Origin of the sequence: Natrinema halophilum (assembly GCF_013402815.2) — an archaeon.
GTDB lineage: Archaea > Halobacteriota > Halobacteria > Halobacteriales > Natrialbaceae > Natrinema > Natrinema halophilum.
In genome coordinates, this window is the sequence record NZ_CP058601.1 from 426119 (window position 1) to 441771 (window position 15653).

15 protein-coding genes are annotated in these 15653 nt (G+C 60.9%); 6 read left to right on the forward strand and 9 right to left on the reverse strand.

The window, feature by feature from the left end; genetic code table 11:
• Positions 1-1167 precede the first annotated feature (1167 nt).
• The 3 genes from HYG82_RS22805 to HYG82_RS22815 all read right to left on the reverse strand — a co-directional run bounded on the left by HYG82_RS22805 (position 1168) and on the right by HYG82_RS22815 (position 3689).
• The gene (locus tag HYG82_RS22805; RefSeq protein ID WP_179259442.1) at positions 1168-2754 is read right to left on the reverse strand and encodes a PH domain-containing protein; all 1587 of its coding nucleotides are present in this window, start codon (positions 2752-2754) and stop codon (positions 1168-1170) included.
• A complete protein-coding gene (locus HYG82_RS22810) occupies positions 2751-3239 on the reverse strand; it encodes a PH domain-containing protein (RefSeq protein WP_179259443.1) in 489 nt (162 codons plus the stop codon). The genes HYG82_RS22805 and HYG82_RS22810 overlap by 4 nt, the downstream gene beginning before the upstream one ends.
• Before the next feature lie 216 nt (positions 3240-3455).
• The gene (locus HYG82_RS22815) at positions 3456-3689 is read right to left on the reverse strand and encodes an HVO_2901 family zinc finger protein (protein ID WP_179259444.1); all 234 of its coding nucleotides are present in this window, start codon (positions 3687-3689) and stop codon (positions 3456-3458) included.
• Between the two features lie 296 nt (positions 3690-3985).
• Between HYG82_RS22815 and HYG82_RS22820 the strand changes: the two genes are divergently transcribed.
• The gene (locus HYG82_RS22820; RefSeq protein ID WP_179264317.1) at positions 3986-5062 is read left to right on the forward strand and encodes a hemolysin family protein; all 1077 of its coding nucleotides are present in this window, start codon (positions 3986-3988) and stop codon (positions 5060-5062) included.
• 68 nt (positions 5063-5130) lie between these two features.
• The gene (locus tag HYG82_RS22825; protein ID WP_179259445.1) at positions 5131-5532 is read left to right on the forward strand and encodes a universal stress protein; all 402 of its coding nucleotides are present in this window, start codon (positions 5131-5133) and stop codon (positions 5530-5532) included.
• On the opposite strand, the gene HYG82_RS22830 is transcribed toward HYG82_RS22825, so the two are convergent.
• The 3 genes from HYG82_RS22830 to HYG82_RS22840 are packed head-to-tail and all read right to left on the reverse strand — an operon-like array spanning position 5520 to position 9050.
• The gene (locus HYG82_RS22830; RefSeq protein WP_179259446.1) at positions 5520-6935 is read right to left on the reverse strand and encodes a class II fumarate hydratase; all 1416 of its coding nucleotides are present in this window, start codon (positions 6933-6935) and stop codon (positions 5520-5522) included. The two genes, HYG82_RS22825 and HYG82_RS22830, sit on opposite strands and share 13 nt — an antisense overlap.
• 20 nt (positions 6936-6955) lie before the next feature.
• Positions 6956-8587, reverse strand: a complete 1632-nt coding sequence (locus tag HYG82_RS22835; protein WP_179259447.1) for a PH domain-containing protein — start codon at positions 8585-8587, stop codon at positions 6956-6958.
• Between the two features lies 1 nt (position 8588).
• On the reverse strand, positions 8589-9050 hold the full coding sequence (locus HYG82_RS22840) for a PH domain-containing protein (protein WP_179259448.1): 462 nt from the start codon (positions 9048-9050) through the stop codon (positions 8589-8591).
• A 341-nt stretch (positions 9051-9391) separates the two neighbouring features.
• Between HYG82_RS22840 and HYG82_RS22845 the strand changes: the two genes are divergently transcribed.
• Positions 9392-10204: an enoyl-CoA hydratase/isomerase family protein gene (locus HYG82_RS22845; RefSeq protein WP_179259449.1), complete on the forward strand. Its 813-nt coding sequence runs from the start codon at positions 9392-9394 to the stop codon at positions 10202-10204.
• 43 nt (positions 10205-10247) lie between these two features.
• On the opposite strand, the gene HYG82_RS22850 is transcribed toward HYG82_RS22845, so the two are convergent.
• Both HYG82_RS22850 and HYG82_RS22855 read right to left on the reverse strand, forming a co-directional pair.
• A complete protein-coding gene (locus HYG82_RS22850) occupies positions 10248-10508 on the reverse strand; it encodes a BolA family protein (RefSeq protein WP_179259450.1) in 261 nt (86 codons plus the stop codon).
• 93 nt (positions 10509-10601) lie between these two features.
• Positions 10602-10928 carry a NifU family protein gene (locus HYG82_RS22855; protein WP_179259451.1) on the reverse strand — a complete coding sequence of 109 codons (327 nt, stop codon included), beginning with the start codon at positions 10926-10928 and terminating at the stop codon, positions 10602-10604.
• 104 nt (positions 10929-11032) lie between these two features.
• Here HYG82_RS22855 and HYG82_RS22860 point away from each other — a divergent pair, with 104 nt between their 5' ends.
• Entirely contained in the window at positions 11033-11557 is a 525-nt protein-coding gene (locus tag HYG82_RS22860; protein WP_235217798.1) for a DUF7523 family protein, read from the forward strand.
• Here the strand turns inward: HYG82_RS22860 and HYG82_RS22865 are convergent.
• On the reverse strand, positions 11551-12522 hold the full coding sequence (locus tag HYG82_RS22865; RefSeq protein ID WP_179259453.1) for a sensor histidine kinase: 972 nt from the start codon (positions 12520-12522) through the stop codon (positions 11551-11553). The two genes, HYG82_RS22860 and HYG82_RS22865, sit on opposite strands and share 7 nt — an antisense overlap.
• A 279-nt stretch (positions 12523-12801) precedes the next feature.
• Between HYG82_RS22865 and cysS the strand changes: the two genes are divergently transcribed.
• Both cysS and HYG82_RS22875 read left to right on the forward strand, forming a co-directional pair.
• Positions 12802-14319 carry a cysteine--tRNA ligase gene (gene cysS / locus HYG82_RS22870; RefSeq protein ID WP_179259454.1) on the forward strand — a complete coding sequence of 506 codons (1518 nt, stop codon included), beginning with the start codon at positions 12802-12804 and terminating at the stop codon, positions 14317-14319.
• Positions 14320-14393: 74 nt separating this feature from the next.
• On the forward strand, positions 14394-15575 hold the full coding sequence (locus tag HYG82_RS22875; RefSeq protein WP_179259455.1) for a sensor histidine kinase: 1182 nt from the start codon (positions 14394-14396) through the stop codon (positions 15573-15575).
• The last annotated feature ends 78 nt before the right edge of the window (positions 15576-15653 follow it).

The window sequence follows — 15653 nt, forward strand, 5'->3', positions numbered from 1 at the left end:
ACGAAGCGTATGGGGTGCTGTTCGTTCGAGCACCGTAATCGGACCCGGCTTCGACGAATTCGAACAGACCAGTGTCGCTGGAACGGGACATCGTTCCCGTGACAGCGTGTCGGAGGAGGCGACCCACGACAGCTATTCTACCGGGAACTGTGGCGATAGTTCCACTGCGGAGGGGGCTGCCTGACGTGGTACAAATTGGTAACGTAAACCCCGTTTTCAGGCGCGGGTCGAGCGGAAGGCCCATCGTCGTACCCGAACACACCGGTTGGACTGGGGTTTCTTTCGCGATTGTTTTTCGTCCCTTAACGCAATACGAGATGCTACGAATACCGCGAAAGGCCGTTCCCCACTAGACGAGGGGGTGGTGACGAACGTCGTCTGTTTGTCACACGGTGATGACATGGTACTTGATTGGGTCGTTCGAAAATTTTTGATTTTCGTGATCCCGAGGGGCTTCGCCTCACGAACGGCCCCATTGAACAGGCCACAGCCCTATATAGGAAAGGTGACGAGAGTTACTCCGGTATGCTGGCGGGTCCCCGTGAGTGCGGGTCGGAAACTCGAACGCTACACCCAGTAGAAATTCGCTGGTCGGATTCGACGCCCTTCAGGACGTAGAGGTGGTCAATACTGTCGTTCGTTTCAAGGTATCGTTGCACCCGGGCCGAGAGCGAAGACGGATCTCCCTCTCGAGGGAGACCGCTCGGCGCCAGATATGGACGAACAATGGCCGCTACACGTCGCCATTCGGATGAGTGCGGCGTCGCAGTTCGTCACGGGACCGAATAGACGACAACGATGGAAGGGGGCTTGGACGCCCCTACAACGCCATCAGCCGACCGGTGGGGAAGGTACTGTGCCTTCTTTCTGCGCTCTCACTCGAATAGACTGTTCGGTAGCGTTGACTCCTCTGTGTGCTTGGCTACTGTAGCGGATTGGCGACTGGAGCAACCGGCCCTGCGGGAGACGCCTCGCGGACCGTGGACTAATCGGCCAAGATAGTCGGGCAATAAGAATTCCCATAAGGTATCGCCAAGAACAATTGGTTCCCGTAATACATTGCATGGTGTCGTGTGCCGGACCCATATACCTCATATCGCTATACAGAGTTCCAGGTGGGTTCACTATTGAGTTGCGGGTAGAGTATCGTCGAGCCGGTCGTTCGAGTCAGGCATCTCGATCGTCAGACTCCTCCCCGTCAATTATTTCGCTCGAGTTAGCAGTCCAACGCCTACTCGACTGCTGGCGATTTCGTGCCCGAAGTCGTTCCTGCAGTCTTGCTTCGATTTCGTTTTGTATATCGAGACCACGAGTTGCGTCGACGTCATAGGCCGTCGCCACACGACCGAAGAAGGAGGCGGAGCTCGCGGTATCAGCCGTCACGTTGGCGATTCTACGCCGCCGCTGGAATAGAGTCGCCTCGTGGAGGATGGACTGTACCCGGTACAGCGGTACGACTTTCGTCGTTCGCCGCCAGAACCCCGTCCGCGTGAAAAAATACCGATCGCTGACGCGGAACCCGCGGTTTCGCCATTTGAGATGTGCGGCGATCGGGACGAGCACTGCGACACCGCTGAGGACGTACCACCGTCGAACGACTGGCGTATACCGCGTCGCCAAATATCCGGCCGCGAGGAATACTGCGACGACGAGCAGATACCGGACCGCATACCGTTCCCGTGCTCGCCGCGGTGGGGATTCGAGTTCGACCGATCCGAACGGTTCGATCGCGCGTGCGAGCGCGTAGACACGGTCGGTAGTAGCGAGCGGAATCGCAGATTCCGCGCCGCGGGACTCCTGTCCGGGCGCATACCCCGCAGTCTCGACGCTCAACGCGGCATAGCCGAACCACCGAAACGGAATCGACTCGGAGATCGTCAGCGTTTGTACCTTCTCTAAGGGGATCGTCCCGCTGTATCGCTGGAGGAGACCGCGTTCGTAGTACAGTTCGTCATCGACCCGTGTGAGACGAAACGCGTAGTAGCGGGTGAACGTAAGCGCTGCACTAATGATCCACGCAGCGAGCCCGAACAGCAAGATTCCCCACGCGAGCGCGAGCAGACCTGATGCCGGTCCCGGCAGTTCCGCGATGCGATCCGCCGGGATCAATGTCGCGGGATCGAACCCGCTTGCGAACGAGAGTGCGATACCGCCCAACACGCTGGCCCCCGGATCGATCGTGAAGATGCTCAGGATAGCCAGTTCGCGTGGCGTGATTTCGAACAGAAGTTCTCCGTCGTCGTCTTCGGCGCCCATCGTCGCTGATTCGGGACCTTGCTCCTCGTCTTCGAACGCATCGGCGCGATTCGACTCTGCGCTACCACCGCGTCTCAGTTGCCGTCTGAGCCGGTGAGCCTCGTCTTCGTCCACGTATCGAAGGCTGACTTCGGTCTCTCCGCCGCCGGCGGTTTCGATGTGGACCGCGGAGATTCCGAGAAGACGTTCGACGACGTTCTGTCTGATGTCGACGTTTTGAATACGGCCCAGGGGAAGTTCGCGGTCTCGGCGCGAGATCACCCCGGAAGAGACGTCGAGTGTGTCCGCCGTGAGTTCGTACCGGAACCGCTGGTAATAGGCGAATTCGTAGACAATTCCGGTGACGATACCGAACGCGACCAAGGCGAACACCGACAGGAGATTCATCCCGTTGCCGCCGGGCGAAACGACGACCCCGACGATGAAGAACACGAATCCGGTGTTCAGACTCCTCGAGAGCGATCGAACGGCAATCGATGCCGGATGGAGTTTCCTCATACTGCGTCTTCACCCGCGCTCTCTATCGCGAGTCGGCGCAGCGACTCCTGTAGATCCTCGGCGCGGGCCGGTGTCAGGCCTGGGATCGCGACGTCGGAGCTCCGCGAACCGGCCGTATAGATCACGACCGTCGCGAGGCCGACGGTTCGCTCGAGGGGCGATCGACGGGAGTCGACGTGCTGGACTCGAACGTACGGGACGATGGTCCGAATCCGGGTGAAGACCCCACGTTCGATGTAGAGATCGTCGTTGCGGAGATCGAACCGCCAGACGCCGTACCGTCGCCAGGCGACGAAGATGCGGAGGGCGGCGAGTGTGAGGGCAATCGCGAATGCTGCGGGGACGAGCGCTTTCGGCGCGGGATTCCATAGTTCGGTGCGAGAGAGTGCGACCGCTGCGCCCACGATGAGTCCGCCGACGAGCGCGGCTCGAGCAATCGCGAGTACCAGCCAGACGACTCGAACTCGCGGAGTGAGCCGTTCCATACCTGTCGTCACGGAACTAACGGGATTAAAGGGTGGGAAAGCGGTGGCAGTTCTCAGGACGTGAGAAGTTGAGCGGTCGGTGATACAATTGTCCCTTTCGCCTCAATCGTCTCAGAAAGCCAGCTTGTACAGAGAGAGTCCGTCAAACCAACCGATGAAGTTCAGACGGACGAACCGTTGTCGGTTCGTCTGTTCGCAAAAGGGCTTCGGGGGGCGTCAGTGGGTCGCGGTTCTGACGTCTTCGACTCGATACAGATCCTCCTGCAGTCCGTCTCCCTCACAGTCCTCGTTCGGACATTCGTAGTGCCACCCGTCCTGGGTCGCATCGCCCTCCCGGAACCGTTCCCCGCATACCTGGCAGAAGAGTTGTCCCTTTTTGCACGTATCACGGTGTAACTCGAGAGCTAACTCGGTCTGGAACGACTGGTTGCAGTTGCGACAGGTGTGCATATTTCGTCTGACGCGAGCCTCCATCAAAACTGCTTGGGTTCTTTTATTCCGACGGAACCTGATCCGATTCGGGCTCACTCCCACGATTTACGGAACACTAATCGGGAATAAAGAACGAAGAAATCAGCGATCGGTCATCGAGAAAATATCATATTTGTGGTGGGTTCGACGAACGCTGGTCGTTCTGACTGCGTATCAGAAACGAATGATGAGATCAGTACGAGGCAGTTGGCTTGAGACACTGCAGCCTCGAGTTTCCCTATTAATATGTGTCCCTCGGCACAACGAACTACATGATGGAACCACTCGTCATCGGTGGTCGACTGATCGCAGGGGTGTTGCTCATCCTGGCGAACGCCTTTTTCGTCGCAATCGAGTTCGCATTGACTCGCGCTCGACAGTTCACTGAGGAGGAGTTCGTCGCCGGGAATCCCAATCTCGAGCGAGCGTGGGAGATGACCGACAATCTGGAGATATACCTGACGACGTGCCAGGTAGGAATCACCGCTTCGAGTATCGCGGTTGGGATCGTCGCTGAGCCGGCGCTGGCGGCTATTTTCGAACCGCTCTTTGCAAACACCGCGCTGGCGACGATCGGGAGCGGGGCGATCCTCGCCTTTCTCATCATCAATCTCGTCCATCTGACTCACGGGGAGCAGACGCCGACGTATCTCGGCGTCGAACGGTCGCGAATGGTCTGTCGATACGGGGCGACGCCGCTGTACTGGTTCCACTGGCTAATCTCGCCGATCATCTGGATCGGGGACAGCGTCGCGAAGTGGACCCTCAAGCTCTTTGGGATTGAGATGACCGGCGCCTGGCTAGAAACCGAAGAGGACGTCATCGAATCCCGCGCGGACCTCCGGAACCGACTGGGCTCGATCCTCGAGGAGGGCAATCTCCCCGACGAGCGCCGCCAAGAGGTAATGAACGCCTTCCAGATCGGTGAGCAAGCGATTAGAGGAGTGATGGTCGAGCCCGAGCAGATCGTCGCGCTGTCGACCGAAGACGATGCCGAAGAGAACCTCCGAAAGATGGCCGAACGACCCCAAACGCGATATCCGCTTGTGGGTTCTGAGCTGACGGACTTCCGTGGAATCGTCTACACGCCGGTCCTCCTCAGGCACCGCGATGAATTGGCCGATGGCGACATCGATTTCACCGATCTGGCGGCGCCACCGATGACGCTCTCACCGGACGTGGACGTAAGCGACGCGGTCGACCAGTTCCAGGCGGAAAACCAAGAACTTGCCCTCGTGATCGAAGACGGTCAGGTCGTCGGCCTCGTCACCGTGACAGATCTGCTCGAGGCGGTAATGGGCGACATCGAGGATCCGCTCGATCAGGAACAGATCGAAATAGCCGATCGGTGATCGGAACCCGTCGAACGCTCCTCGAGGACCGGTTGCGGTCAAGCCCCGCTGTTTCACGCGTCTAGTTTTTGTTCGTCAGTGCGAAATCATCCCCTACGTACGGTGACATTCTGGTGCCGACTGACGGAAGCGACTCGAGCGAGGCTGCCGTCGGCGAAGCACTCGAAATAGCGGATCGGAATGCAACCACGGCTGACTTCCTTTACGTCGTAAACGCCGGTGCGGAGATGTCCGCCGGGCCGTCGGGTTCTATCGCTCCACAACTGACGGAGACGCTCGAGGAGGAGGAGGCAGAATCGACACTCGATAGCGCCACGAACGAGGCCGATGGAGCGGGTGTAAACTACGACCGAATTACAATAATGTATAGTATCCGTCGGACGGCATCTCAGCAGTCCGTGGTCGAGTTCGCTTTCACCGATCGTCTGATACCGATAGCGTTTCGTACGGCGGTACCTCAGTCGTCTTGACCGAGAATGCCGCGCTCGGTCATCTTTCGAGGATCGAGGACTTCGTCGGCTTCGTCCTCGTCGAGATAGCCTTTCTCGAGGACGACCTCGCGCACCGTCTTCCCTTCCTTGAGCGCCGTCTTCGCGACCTCGCTGGCCTTGTCGTACCCGATGTGGACGTTGAGCGAGGTGGCCATCGCCATCGATTGCTCGACGCGCTCCTCGCAGTACTCTTCGTTGGCCTCGAGTTTCCGGATGAAGCGCTCGCCGAAGACCTGACTCGCGTTCGAAATGAGTTCCGCGGACTCGAGGAAGTTGTGAGCGAGAACGGGCTTGTAGAGGTTGAGGTCGATCTGGCCTTCCGCCGCGCCTGCGGAGACGGCGGCGTCGTTACCGACGACCTGCTTGTGGACCTGGTTGACTGCCTCGGCGACGACCGGATTGATCTTACCGGGCATGATCGAGGACCCGGGCTGATTCTCGGGCTGTTCGATCTCGCCGAGTCCGTTTCGGGGACCGGACGCGAGCAAACGGAGGTCGTTGGCGATCTTGTTCAGCGAACCCGCGACGGTTCGTAGCGCGCCGTGAGCCTCGCTCATCGCGTCGTGGGCGGCCTGAGCCTCGAAGTGATCGTCCGCTTCGCGGAACTGAACGCCGGTCACCTTCGTGATGTATTCTGCTGCACGCCCGGGGAACTCTTCGTGGGTGTTTAGCCCAGTCCCCGTTGCAGTGCCACCGAGCGCGAGTTCGCCGAGATGGTTCCTGACCGCGTCGACGCGAGCCAGGCCCTTCTCGACTTGCGTGCGATAGCCGCCGAATTCCTGGCCGAGCGTGACTGGCGTCGCGTCTTGCAGGTGCGTCCGGCCGGTCTTGACGACGTCGTCGAACTCCTCCTCTTTCGCCTCGAGCGCCTCACGGAGGGTGTCCAGTGCGGGAATGACGTCCTTTTCGACGGCCTCGAGGGAAGCGACGTGCATCGCGGTCGGGATGACGTCGTTTGACGACTGGCCGTAGTTGACGTGATCGTTGGGGTGGACGACGCGGTCGCCAATGTCAGCGCCCATGATCTCGGCGGCGCGATTGGCGATGACCTCGTTCGCGTTCATGTTCGAGGACGTCCCGGAACCGGTCTGGAAGATGTCAACCGGGAACTGATCGTCGTGTTCGCCGGCGATGACCTCGTCGGCGGCTTCGATGATCGCTTCGGCGACGTCATCCTCGACCAGGTCGAGATCGCGGTTGGCCTGGGCAGCAGCCTTCTTGACGACCCCGAGCGCGCGGATAAACCGCCGACTGAACGTGATTCCGGAAATGGGGAAATTCTGGATCGCGCGCTGGGTCTGGGCACCCCAGTAGGCGTCCGCGGGTACCTGCATCTCGCCGAGGCTGTCCTCCTCGATTCGGTAGTCGTCTCCGTCTGCCATACGCGCAGCGTTGGCGTCGGTCAGGTAAAATCCACCGAAAGCCCGATGTCGTCCGCACGGGCGCGCTCACGCAGCGCAGACTGCAGTCGATCTCGACCCGTCGCGTGAGCGTTGCGGGCCGTCTCGAGGTCGATGTCGTAAATCGTCGGCGACCCCCAGGCGAACGTCCGCGAGCTGGCGGTGTCGACGGCGAGCGACGCCAGCCCGAGACGGCGCTGGAAGATCGATCGCCGCGTCGAAACCGTCTGCACTCGATAGTACGGGATGACGGTCGTTCGGCGCTTCCAGAATCCGCGTCGGATTACGAGGTGATCCTCGCCGATGAAGTATCCGAGGTTTTCGTACTTCAGGTGTGCTGCGGGTGGGACTACGAGGAAGGCGACGATGGAGAGAGACCAGCGGTCGAAGGCCGATACGCGTGAGAGTACCAGTGCGGCGACGACGAGGCAACCCGCGATCAGCGAGTAACGGGCGAAATATCGCCGACGGGCCATCGACGGCGGGTTCCGAAAGCGTGGCGTCTCGACCCCGGTGAGGTTCTCTGCGAATCGGTAGATCCGATCGGCACCGGCAAGCGGGACGGCCGACTGGCTGGCGTTACCCATATCGGGACCGTAGCCGGCGGTTTCGACCCAGAGACCCGCGTAACCGACCAGACGCTGGAGCGGGTTCTCCGTGACGGTGACCGACTGGACCTTCTCGGCGGGGATCGATCCGCTGTAGCGCTGAATCAGCCCGCGTTCGTAGACGAAATCGTCTCCCGCCCGCCCGAGCTGAAAGCCGTAGTAGTTTGCGACCGTGTAGATCGCGCTCGCAACGTACGTTGCGACCGTCCACTGGATCGCTGCAGTCGCGATCAGGATGAGGAGCGGCCCGACGGCTGCACCGTCGACCGTCTCCGCCCCGCCAAGCGGCTGAGCAACCGCCAAGACGAACTGAGGAATCCGTCCCGATTCGAAATCGACACCCGAAACGAAGAACAGTATTGCGATCGGGAAAATCGCTGCACCCCACCGGAACGAGGTGAGAGCGTACAGCAGGAGTTCTTTCATCTCGAGTTCGAAGAGGAGGACCGGTCCGCCCTGGTCTCGAGTTCGCTCGGCCTGGTCGGGGTTGCTGATGCCGTCAGCATCGACTGCGTCAATTGCCTCGGCGGTAGCGGTCCGTCGGTCATCCGTCGTCCGCCCGCTGGCATCAGCCGTCCGACCGTCGGCAGCGGCAGTTCGGTGGCGGATCTCGGTTCGAAGCCGCTCGGCTTCGTCCTCGCTTACGAAGTTCAGAGTGGCCTCCGTCTCGCCGCCTCCTGCGGTCTCTATGGAGACGACGGCGAGCCCAAGAACCCGCTGGAGGACCCCCTGGGAGACGTCGACGTTCTGAATGCGGCGGTACGGGATCTCACGGGAACGCCGCGAGAGGACACCCGAGGAGACGTCGAACGTGCTCGGGGTGACTTCGTACGAAAACCGATAGTAGTACGCGATGCCGTACCCGATACCGGCGACGAGTCCGACCGGGGACAGCACGAACAATAGGCCGATATCGAGGTCGAAAATACTCGACCCGATACCCACGAGAAAAAACGGGATCGAGAACCCGGTAACCCCTCGCTGGAGGGCCAGCGTCACCGCACTCAACGGATGCAGCCGGTTCATTTCAGACCGCGTCCTCCGCATCGCTTTCGACCGCCAGTTCGCGGAGCGTGTCCTGCAGATCGCGGGCTCGAGACGGTGTCAATCCCGGTATTCGAACGTCCGCGTTTCGGGAGCCGGCCGTATACACGACGACGCTCGAGAGGCCGAGCACCCGCTCGACCGGGCCGAACTGCGTATCGACGTGCTGGACGCGGACGAACGGGACGGCGGTTTCGACGAAGGTGACGACGCCCCGCTCGAGGTAGAGGGCGTCGTCCTGCAGTTCGAATCGCCAGATCTGGTACAGTCGAACGGCGTAGACTGCCCCGAAACCGAGTCCTACCAGGACGACCGCGACGACGATCGGCGTCGGTACGGCCAGTAGCAATTGATCGACCGCGACGAGAGCAACCCCGAGGAGGATCGCGACGAGTGCACCCCGGGCAATCCAGAGCAACCTGATGCGGGGATGGAGGGATTCCATACCCGTGATGTGTCAGCACTGATGGATAAATTTACGGTTCTGTGCGAGCGCAATTGGGTGACGCAGTCGGTCACACGCACGATGGGTATCCGAGGGTGACGGTATCGTATTCCGCCGAACGAGCGGTGAGACTGCTCGATCGCTCGTGCCAGACCGGCGGTTCCGACGAGGACCGGCGATCACAGGGCGGTCAATCGCCCCGTACCTGTCCACGGCGGCTGCTGCGGGGACGGTCAACTGTGTTCGACCCTCGTGATCGCGGAGGTCGGACCCCTCCTCCCGAATCGGTCTCGAAACACTTTGCAGGGGCATTTAATAGCAGTACCGGCTACCAACCACACATGGCTTCTGATCCATCAGACACCGAACGCTGGGAAAACGTCGAAATCGGACGCGACGGGCACGTCGGCAGAATTACGCTGTCTCGACCCGAGGCGATGAATACCTTCAGTACCGGACTCGCACGGGACCTCGACGCTGCGCTTCATACCCTCGACGAGGAATCCGACGTGCGGGCGATCGTGGTCGACGGGTCGGGCGAAACGTTCTCGGCCGGAATCGATCTGTCGGAACACGACGACCATGAGGGGACGAACGAGTACGAGGAGTGGGTGACACGGATGGAAGAACCCTTCCACACGGTGACCGAGATGCGGACGCCCGTCGTTGCCGCGGCCCACGGTCACGCAGCCGCCAACGGGATCGGGCTGGTCGCGGCCTGCGACCTGGCCGTCGCCGCTGAAAACACGCAGTTCGGGGCGACGGCGCCGAAAGTCGGACTGTTCTGCATGGGCCCTGCCGTACCACTGATGAAGGCACTCACCAGAAAACGATGCCTCGAACTCATTTTGACCGGCGAGTTGATCGACGCGGAAACGGCTCTCGAGTGGGGACTGATCAACCGCGTTGTTCCCGAGGGCGATCACCTGGAGGCAGCGATGGGACTGGCCGAAACGATGGCAGCGAAGAGCCCGATGGCGGTGCAGATGGGAAAGCAAGCGTTCTACGAGATGGTCGAACTGGACTACGACGAGGCCCTCGACTACTCGAACGAGCAGTTCGCCGCGCTCTGTACCACGGACGATGCAAACGCCGGGATCGAGGCCTTCCTCGACGGGACGCCCCTCTCGGCCGAGGAGTGGCCCGAATCGTAACAGCTCCCGTCTGCCGCCGAACGCGACGAATCAGCGGATCTGGTCACCCGTCGGTCTCGAGGTCGTCGTACTCCGCGGGCGTGTACGTCGAGAGTTCGAGGGCATGGATGTCGGTCGTCATGTGATCGCCGAGGCTGTCGTACACTTTCTGATGTTGCTGAACCAGCGGTAGTCCGTCGAAAACCGGAGAGACGACCGTCGCGGCGAGGTGGTCCTCGTCGTGCTTGTCGCGTGCGTGCGTAACCGTGGCCTCTGCATCCTCGAGATTCGATTCGATGATCTCCTCGACAGCGACTGGTTTCATGGAAAGAAGATGCGGGGCTCGCGGCAAAAACGCAGCGGTCTCGCCAGCAGAGCACTTCACGGTATCGTGGCCGACTCGAACGGAGACATCCGCTCAGAACGGGGTGTCGGGCGGGACGTCGGGGCCTGAGGACCCCTGTTCGGCCAGTCCGTCGAGCCCGGTGCTGACGGAAACGTGATCGATAGCATCGATCTCCGCCGGAAGTCGTTGTCGAATCGCCTGAGTCGTCATTGGACTGATCCCGCAGCCGCTGCACGCGCCGCTTAAGTTGATCGAAACGCGGCGTTCGTCGAGATCGATCTCGGTGATCGAGGAGTCACCGCCGTGCATCTCTATCTGGGGAAAGTTCCGTCGGAGAAACAACGAGACGTCTTCGCGGACGGAATCTTCCGCGGACTGCTCCTGATCGGACTCGCTCATGGATGTTTCGAAGGGCCAGAGCGGTATATATTATCGGACGAATCTAGCGCCCGGGCGGGGCCGATGACGGCGGCTTTATGCCGATTCGAGACACCGTCCACGATATGTCACTGGCAGCCGAGACCCGCAGGGAGATCGACCGCCACCCGTTTCTACTGACGGCGATGCGGGCCGGCGTCCTCAACTACACCGCTGCTGCCCGCTACCTCGAGATCGACGGTGAGACCGATGCGATCGCAACGGCGTTGCGGCGGTACGCCGACGAACTACCGGCCTACGAGACCGAGTCGCGTGACGTTCGCGTCCGGATGGAAAGCGGGATCGGGCCGCTCGAAGACGACCAGGACGGTGTCGAGACGGAAAGCGAGGGCGACGCTGCACTCGTTACTGTCGGCGACACGGCCTTCGGGGCCGGCGGCGACAGAACCGCAATCGTAGCGACCGGCGACGTCGATACCACGGCGCTCGCTGCGACGCTCACCCGACTGTCGGTCGAAGACATCTCGTCGGATGCGGCCGCCGTTTCCAGCGAGACGATGGTCGTCGTTGTCAAACGACGCGACGGTGCGAACGCACTCCGGGCAGTCGAGGCCGCGCTCGAACGTGTTGGCACACGAATTGCTCAGTAAAATTCGAACCGAGCACCGCCCTCCGGTGATTCGGCGAGCGACACGTCGAGGTCGTGGTCCGCTGCGATTCGGCGGACGATCGTCAGTCCGACCCCACTCCCGCCATATCCCGTCGTAAACCCGTACTCGAACACCTGCTCTTTCGTTTCCGGTGGAATCCCATCCCCGGTATCCTCGACGAAAAATCCGCCTTCAAGTGGGCCGACTCGGACCGTCACGTCCATCCCGCCGTGGCCCACCGCGTTCCGAAATAGGTTTTCGAAAAGTGCCTGCAGTTGGCTCCTGTCGGCTTCGATCGTGCAATCTTGCGTTTCTAGGGACGCGGACTGCGTGTCGATCAGCTCCCACGCGTCCCGAGAGATCTCGGTCAACGAGACGGACTCGTGTTCCTCGGACGGAGTGTTTGAACGTGCAAGCGTTGTGAGATCCACGATGATTTCATCTATTCGCCCCAACGCGTCCTCGACGCCGTCCAGATAGGCGTCGTCACCCGTTTCGCGATATCGTTCGAGTTCGCCCACTGCGATCGACAACGGGTTCCGAAGGTCGTGGGACAACATGCTTGCAAACTGGTCTAAGCGCTCGTTCTGTTCCTCGAGGTCTGTTGCCGTTTGGCGAGCGTCCGTTACTTCTTGCGTGACCAGAACGCCATACGGTTCACCGTCGATATGAACTGGTCTCGTCTCGATGTGGTGAATTCGATCTCCGTATTCCGAATCGAACGATTGGGGCGTTCCTTCGATCGTCGCTCGAAGCTTCGGTTCGAGTTCGGTTACGGTTTCCTCGGGGAAGAGTTCGGAGAGATGGGCGCCGGCCATCTCGCTCGCGTTCCTCCCCGAAAACGGGAGCGAATCGGGGCCAACAATACGGTAGTAGAGATCAGCGTCGAACAAAACCAAGACGCCATTCGGGAAGCGTTCGATCAGGGCCCGATGACCACCCGACGGCGGACGGGGAGATTTCATTTATAGGAAGTGGTTTCAGAAACGATTTATTGCTGGTTAAAGATATTGGCCTCAATCTGGACAGTCTTGGAGTTTGACTTGCACGTTCTATCAGCCGGGAAGCGACGTCCGATTCGTCACGGGTGCCGACCGTCCACGATACCGATGCGCGATCGGCGACTCCTCGCATGCCCGTCCAGTGAACGAACGATGACTTCAAATCGCGCGCTCGCCGAACTGGAAAAGACGCGTTCGGGCGGCATCACACGCTTTAACTGTCGTCCGGAGGAAATACGGGTAATGACCCTACACGTGACGAACACGTTGACGGGCGAAAAAGAACCGTTCGAGCCACGGGATCCCGAGAACGTTCTCCTCTACTACTGTGGCCTGACGGTCTCCGACCCGCCCCATCTGGGCCACGCACGGTCGTGGGTCCACGTCGACGTCATGCACCGCTGGCTCGAGCACCTCGGTTACGACGTCCGTCACGTCGAGAATTTCACGGACGTCAACGAGAAGATCGTCGCCCGTATCGGCGAGGACGATCTCGGCGAGAGCGAATCCGCCGTCGCGAAGACATACATCCAGCGGACGATCGACGACATGCGCTCGCTGAACCTCCTCCGAACGGAAGTCTACCCCCGCGTTTCGGAACACGTCCCCGAAATCATCGACCTCGTGGAGACCTTGATCGAGAAGGACTACGCTTACGAATCCAACGGCTCGGTTTACTTCGACGTCGCTCGCTTCGACGAGTACGGCAAACTTTCGAACCAGGAACTCGCCGAAATCGAGTCCCAGGGCAACCCTGACGAGCGCTCCGAGAAACGCAATCCGGCGGACTTCGCGCTCTGGAAAGCCGGCGGCGTCGATCTGGATGCCGTCGAGGAACACCGCCACGAAGGCGTCGACCACGGAGACAGGCCACCCGAAGGGCTGACGTGGGACTCCCCGTGGGGCGAGGGCAGACCGGGCTGGCACATCGAGTGTTCGGCGATGAGCATGACCCACCTCGACGAGACGCTCGACGTTCACGTCGGCGGCCGAGACCTGGTCTTTCCCCACCACGAAAACGAAATCGCCCAATCCGAGGCGGCCACCGGCAAGGAGTTCGCGAGGTACTGGCTCCACTGCGAGCTCTTCCAGATGGACGACGAGAAAATGTCCTCGAGTCTGGGCAACTTCGTTACGGTCGACGAGGCCATCGAACGGTGGGGAACGAACGTGGTGCGAACCTTCTTGACGGCCGGTTCGTACAACAGCAAACAACTCTATTCGGACGAGACGATTGCCGAAGCCGAAGAGCGCTGGGATCGACTCGAGCGTGGCTACGAGGCGGCCGTCGAGGCGCTCGACTCTCCAGACTCGAGTTCGAAGGCCGTCGACGACGCCTTCCGCGATGAGATCGCGAGCGCACGCGAGGCATTTGCCACCGCGATGAACGACGATTTCAACACCCGTGAGGCACAGTCCGCGCTGCTTTCGCTCGTCACGGCGGTCAATCGACACCTCGAGGCAACTGGTGTCGGCGACGAAGACGCCGCTGCCGGCTACGACTACCGCAGTCTCCGGCGGGCTATCGAGACCTTCGAAGAACTGGGCGGTATCCTCGGCCTCTCTTTTACCGGCGACACGACCGGTACCGCAGACCTCGCCGGCGACGTCGTCGATCTGGTCCTCGAGATACGGACCCGGGAACGTGAGGCTGGCAACTACGAGCGCGCCGACGAATTGCGCGACGAACTCGAGGCGCTGGGTATCGAGGTGCAGGATACGGACGACGGACCGACTTACCGGCTGCCCTCGGGCGAATAGTAGCCGTCGGTTCGCCGGTCGCGAGGGCCACGTTGGCCGACCCTCTCAAGTAGGAAGGAATCTTCTATCCGCCAATGGATACGTTCGGATCGTTCGTTACCGCCGGGTTCGATGCCTTGCCCGCACAGGTTGCGATCCTCGACGGTACCGGGACGATCGTCTATACGAACCGCTCGTGGGACTCGTTCGGGAATGCACAGGGGATGCCCGACGACGCCGGTGGAGTTGGGAGCAACTATCTCGCGGTCTGTGATGCAACCGACGACGAGGGTGCATCCGAAACGGCCCGGGGTATTCGCGCGGTCACAGCGGGTGATCGAGACGAGTTCTCGCTCGAGTATCCGTGCCACACGCCGGAACGCGACCGATGGTTCATGATGCAGGCGTCACCGTACGAACACGGCGGTGAGCGGTTCGTCCTCGCCATGCACGTCGACATCACCGAGCGACGGTTGCTCGAGCAACGAACGCAGGAACAGGCGGACCAAATGGAAGGATTCGCAAAATTGCTCTCGCACGACTTGCGAAACCCGCTGTCCGTTGCGCTCGCGCAGGCGGAGATGCTCGAACTGGACGACGACATCGATCTCGATAGCTCGAACGGGGGCCGAAGCTCGTTGCGCGCCTCGCTCGAGCGAATGGAGACGATCATCGACGATGCGCTGGTACTCGTTACGGCTGATGCCGTCGAAGAGCCCGACCTACATCCGCTTGCTACCGTCGTCGAAACCGCGTGGGGCCACGTCCGTACGGAATCGGCAATGGTGTCAGTGGTGGACGACGTCGCGATCCGTGCCGATTCGACGCTCGTGAGCCACCTCTTCGAGAACCTGTTTCGGAACGCGGTCGAACACGCAGGCGAAGACGTACATCTCGAGATCGGAGTGCTCGAGCGGGCGACCGAGAGCGATTCGGCGGTCGATCGATCGACGGAAGCGGAACCTCCCGACCGGGCGTCCACCGATAAAGAGCGGGAAACCGGCGACGGAAACGGATTCTACGTCGAGGATGACGGGCCCGGGATTCCGGCAGCCGAGCGGGAGCGGGTATTCGAATCCGGCTATTCGTTCGGGATCGATGCGCCAAACGATGAGAGCCGATCCACAGCGGAGAACGATTCAGACGGCGGGTCCGGGCTGGGCCTCGCGATCGTTCAACACGTCGTCGACGCTCACGGGTGGTCGATTTCCGTCGTGGCAGGTTCCGACGGCGGCGCTCGGTTCGAGGTTCGGGACGTTACAGTGTATCAGTTGTAGGCGTGAAGATTGACCATACCGTAACGGTCATCACGGAGTGAAGACCACCGCGTCGCTTATTTTCTCTAGTCTGGTCGG

Bases quoted from the DNA above. Each gene is read 5' to 3' on its own strand.
- HYG82_RS22805 (WP_179259442.1), bottom strand. From the start codon at position 2,754: ATGAGGAAACTCCATCCGGCATCGATTGCCGTTCGATCGCTCTCGAGG.
- HYG82_RS22810 (WP_179259443.1), bottom strand. From the start codon at position 3,239: ATGGAACGGCTCACTCCGCGAGTTCGAGTCGTCTGGCTGGTACTCGCG.
- HYG82_RS22815 (WP_179259444.1), bottom strand. From the start codon at position 3,689: ATGCACACCTGTCGCAACTGCAACCAGTCGTTCCAGACCGAGTTAGCT.
- HYG82_RS22820 (WP_179264317.1), top strand. From the start codon at position 3,986: ATGGAACCACTCGTCATCGGTGGTCGACTGATCGCAGGGGTGTTGCTC.
- HYG82_RS22830 (WP_179259446.1), bottom strand. From the start codon at position 6,935: ATGGCAGACGGAGACGACTACCGAATCGAGGAGGACAGCCTCGGCGAG.
- HYG82_RS22835 (WP_179259447.1), bottom strand. From the start codon at position 8,587: ATGAACCGGCTGCATCCGTTGAGTGCGGTGACGCTGGCCCTCCAGCGA.
- HYG82_RS22840 (WP_179259448.1), bottom strand. From the start codon at position 9,050: ATGGAATCCCTCCATCCCCGCATCAGGTTGCTCTGGATTGCCCGGGGT.
- HYG82_RS22845 (WP_179259449.1), top strand. From the start codon at position 9,392: ATGGCTTCTGATCCATCAGACACCGAACGCTGGGAAAACGTCGAAATC.
- HYG82_RS22850 (WP_179259450.1), bottom strand. From the start codon at position 10,508: ATGAAACCAGTCGCTGTCGAGGAGATCATCGAATCGAATCTCGAGGAT.
- HYG82_RS22855 (WP_179259451.1), bottom strand. From the start codon at position 10,928: ATGAGCGAGTCCGATCAGGAGCAGTCCGCGGAAGATTCCGTCCGCGAA.
- HYG82_RS22860 (WP_235217798.1), top strand. From the start codon at position 11,033: ATGTCACTGGCAGCCGAGACCCGCAGGGAGATCGACCGCCACCCGTTT.
- HYG82_RS22865 (WP_179259453.1), bottom strand. From the start codon at position 12,522: ATGAAATCTCCCCGTCCGCCGTCGGGTGGTCATCGGGCCCTGATCGAA.
- cysS (WP_179259454.1), top strand. From the start codon at position 12,802: ATGACCCTACACGTGACGAACACGTTGACGGGCGAAAAAGAACCGTTC.
- HYG82_RS22875 (WP_179259455.1), top strand. From the start codon at position 14,394: ATGGATACGTTCGGATCGTTCGTTACCGCCGGGTTCGATGCCTTGCCC.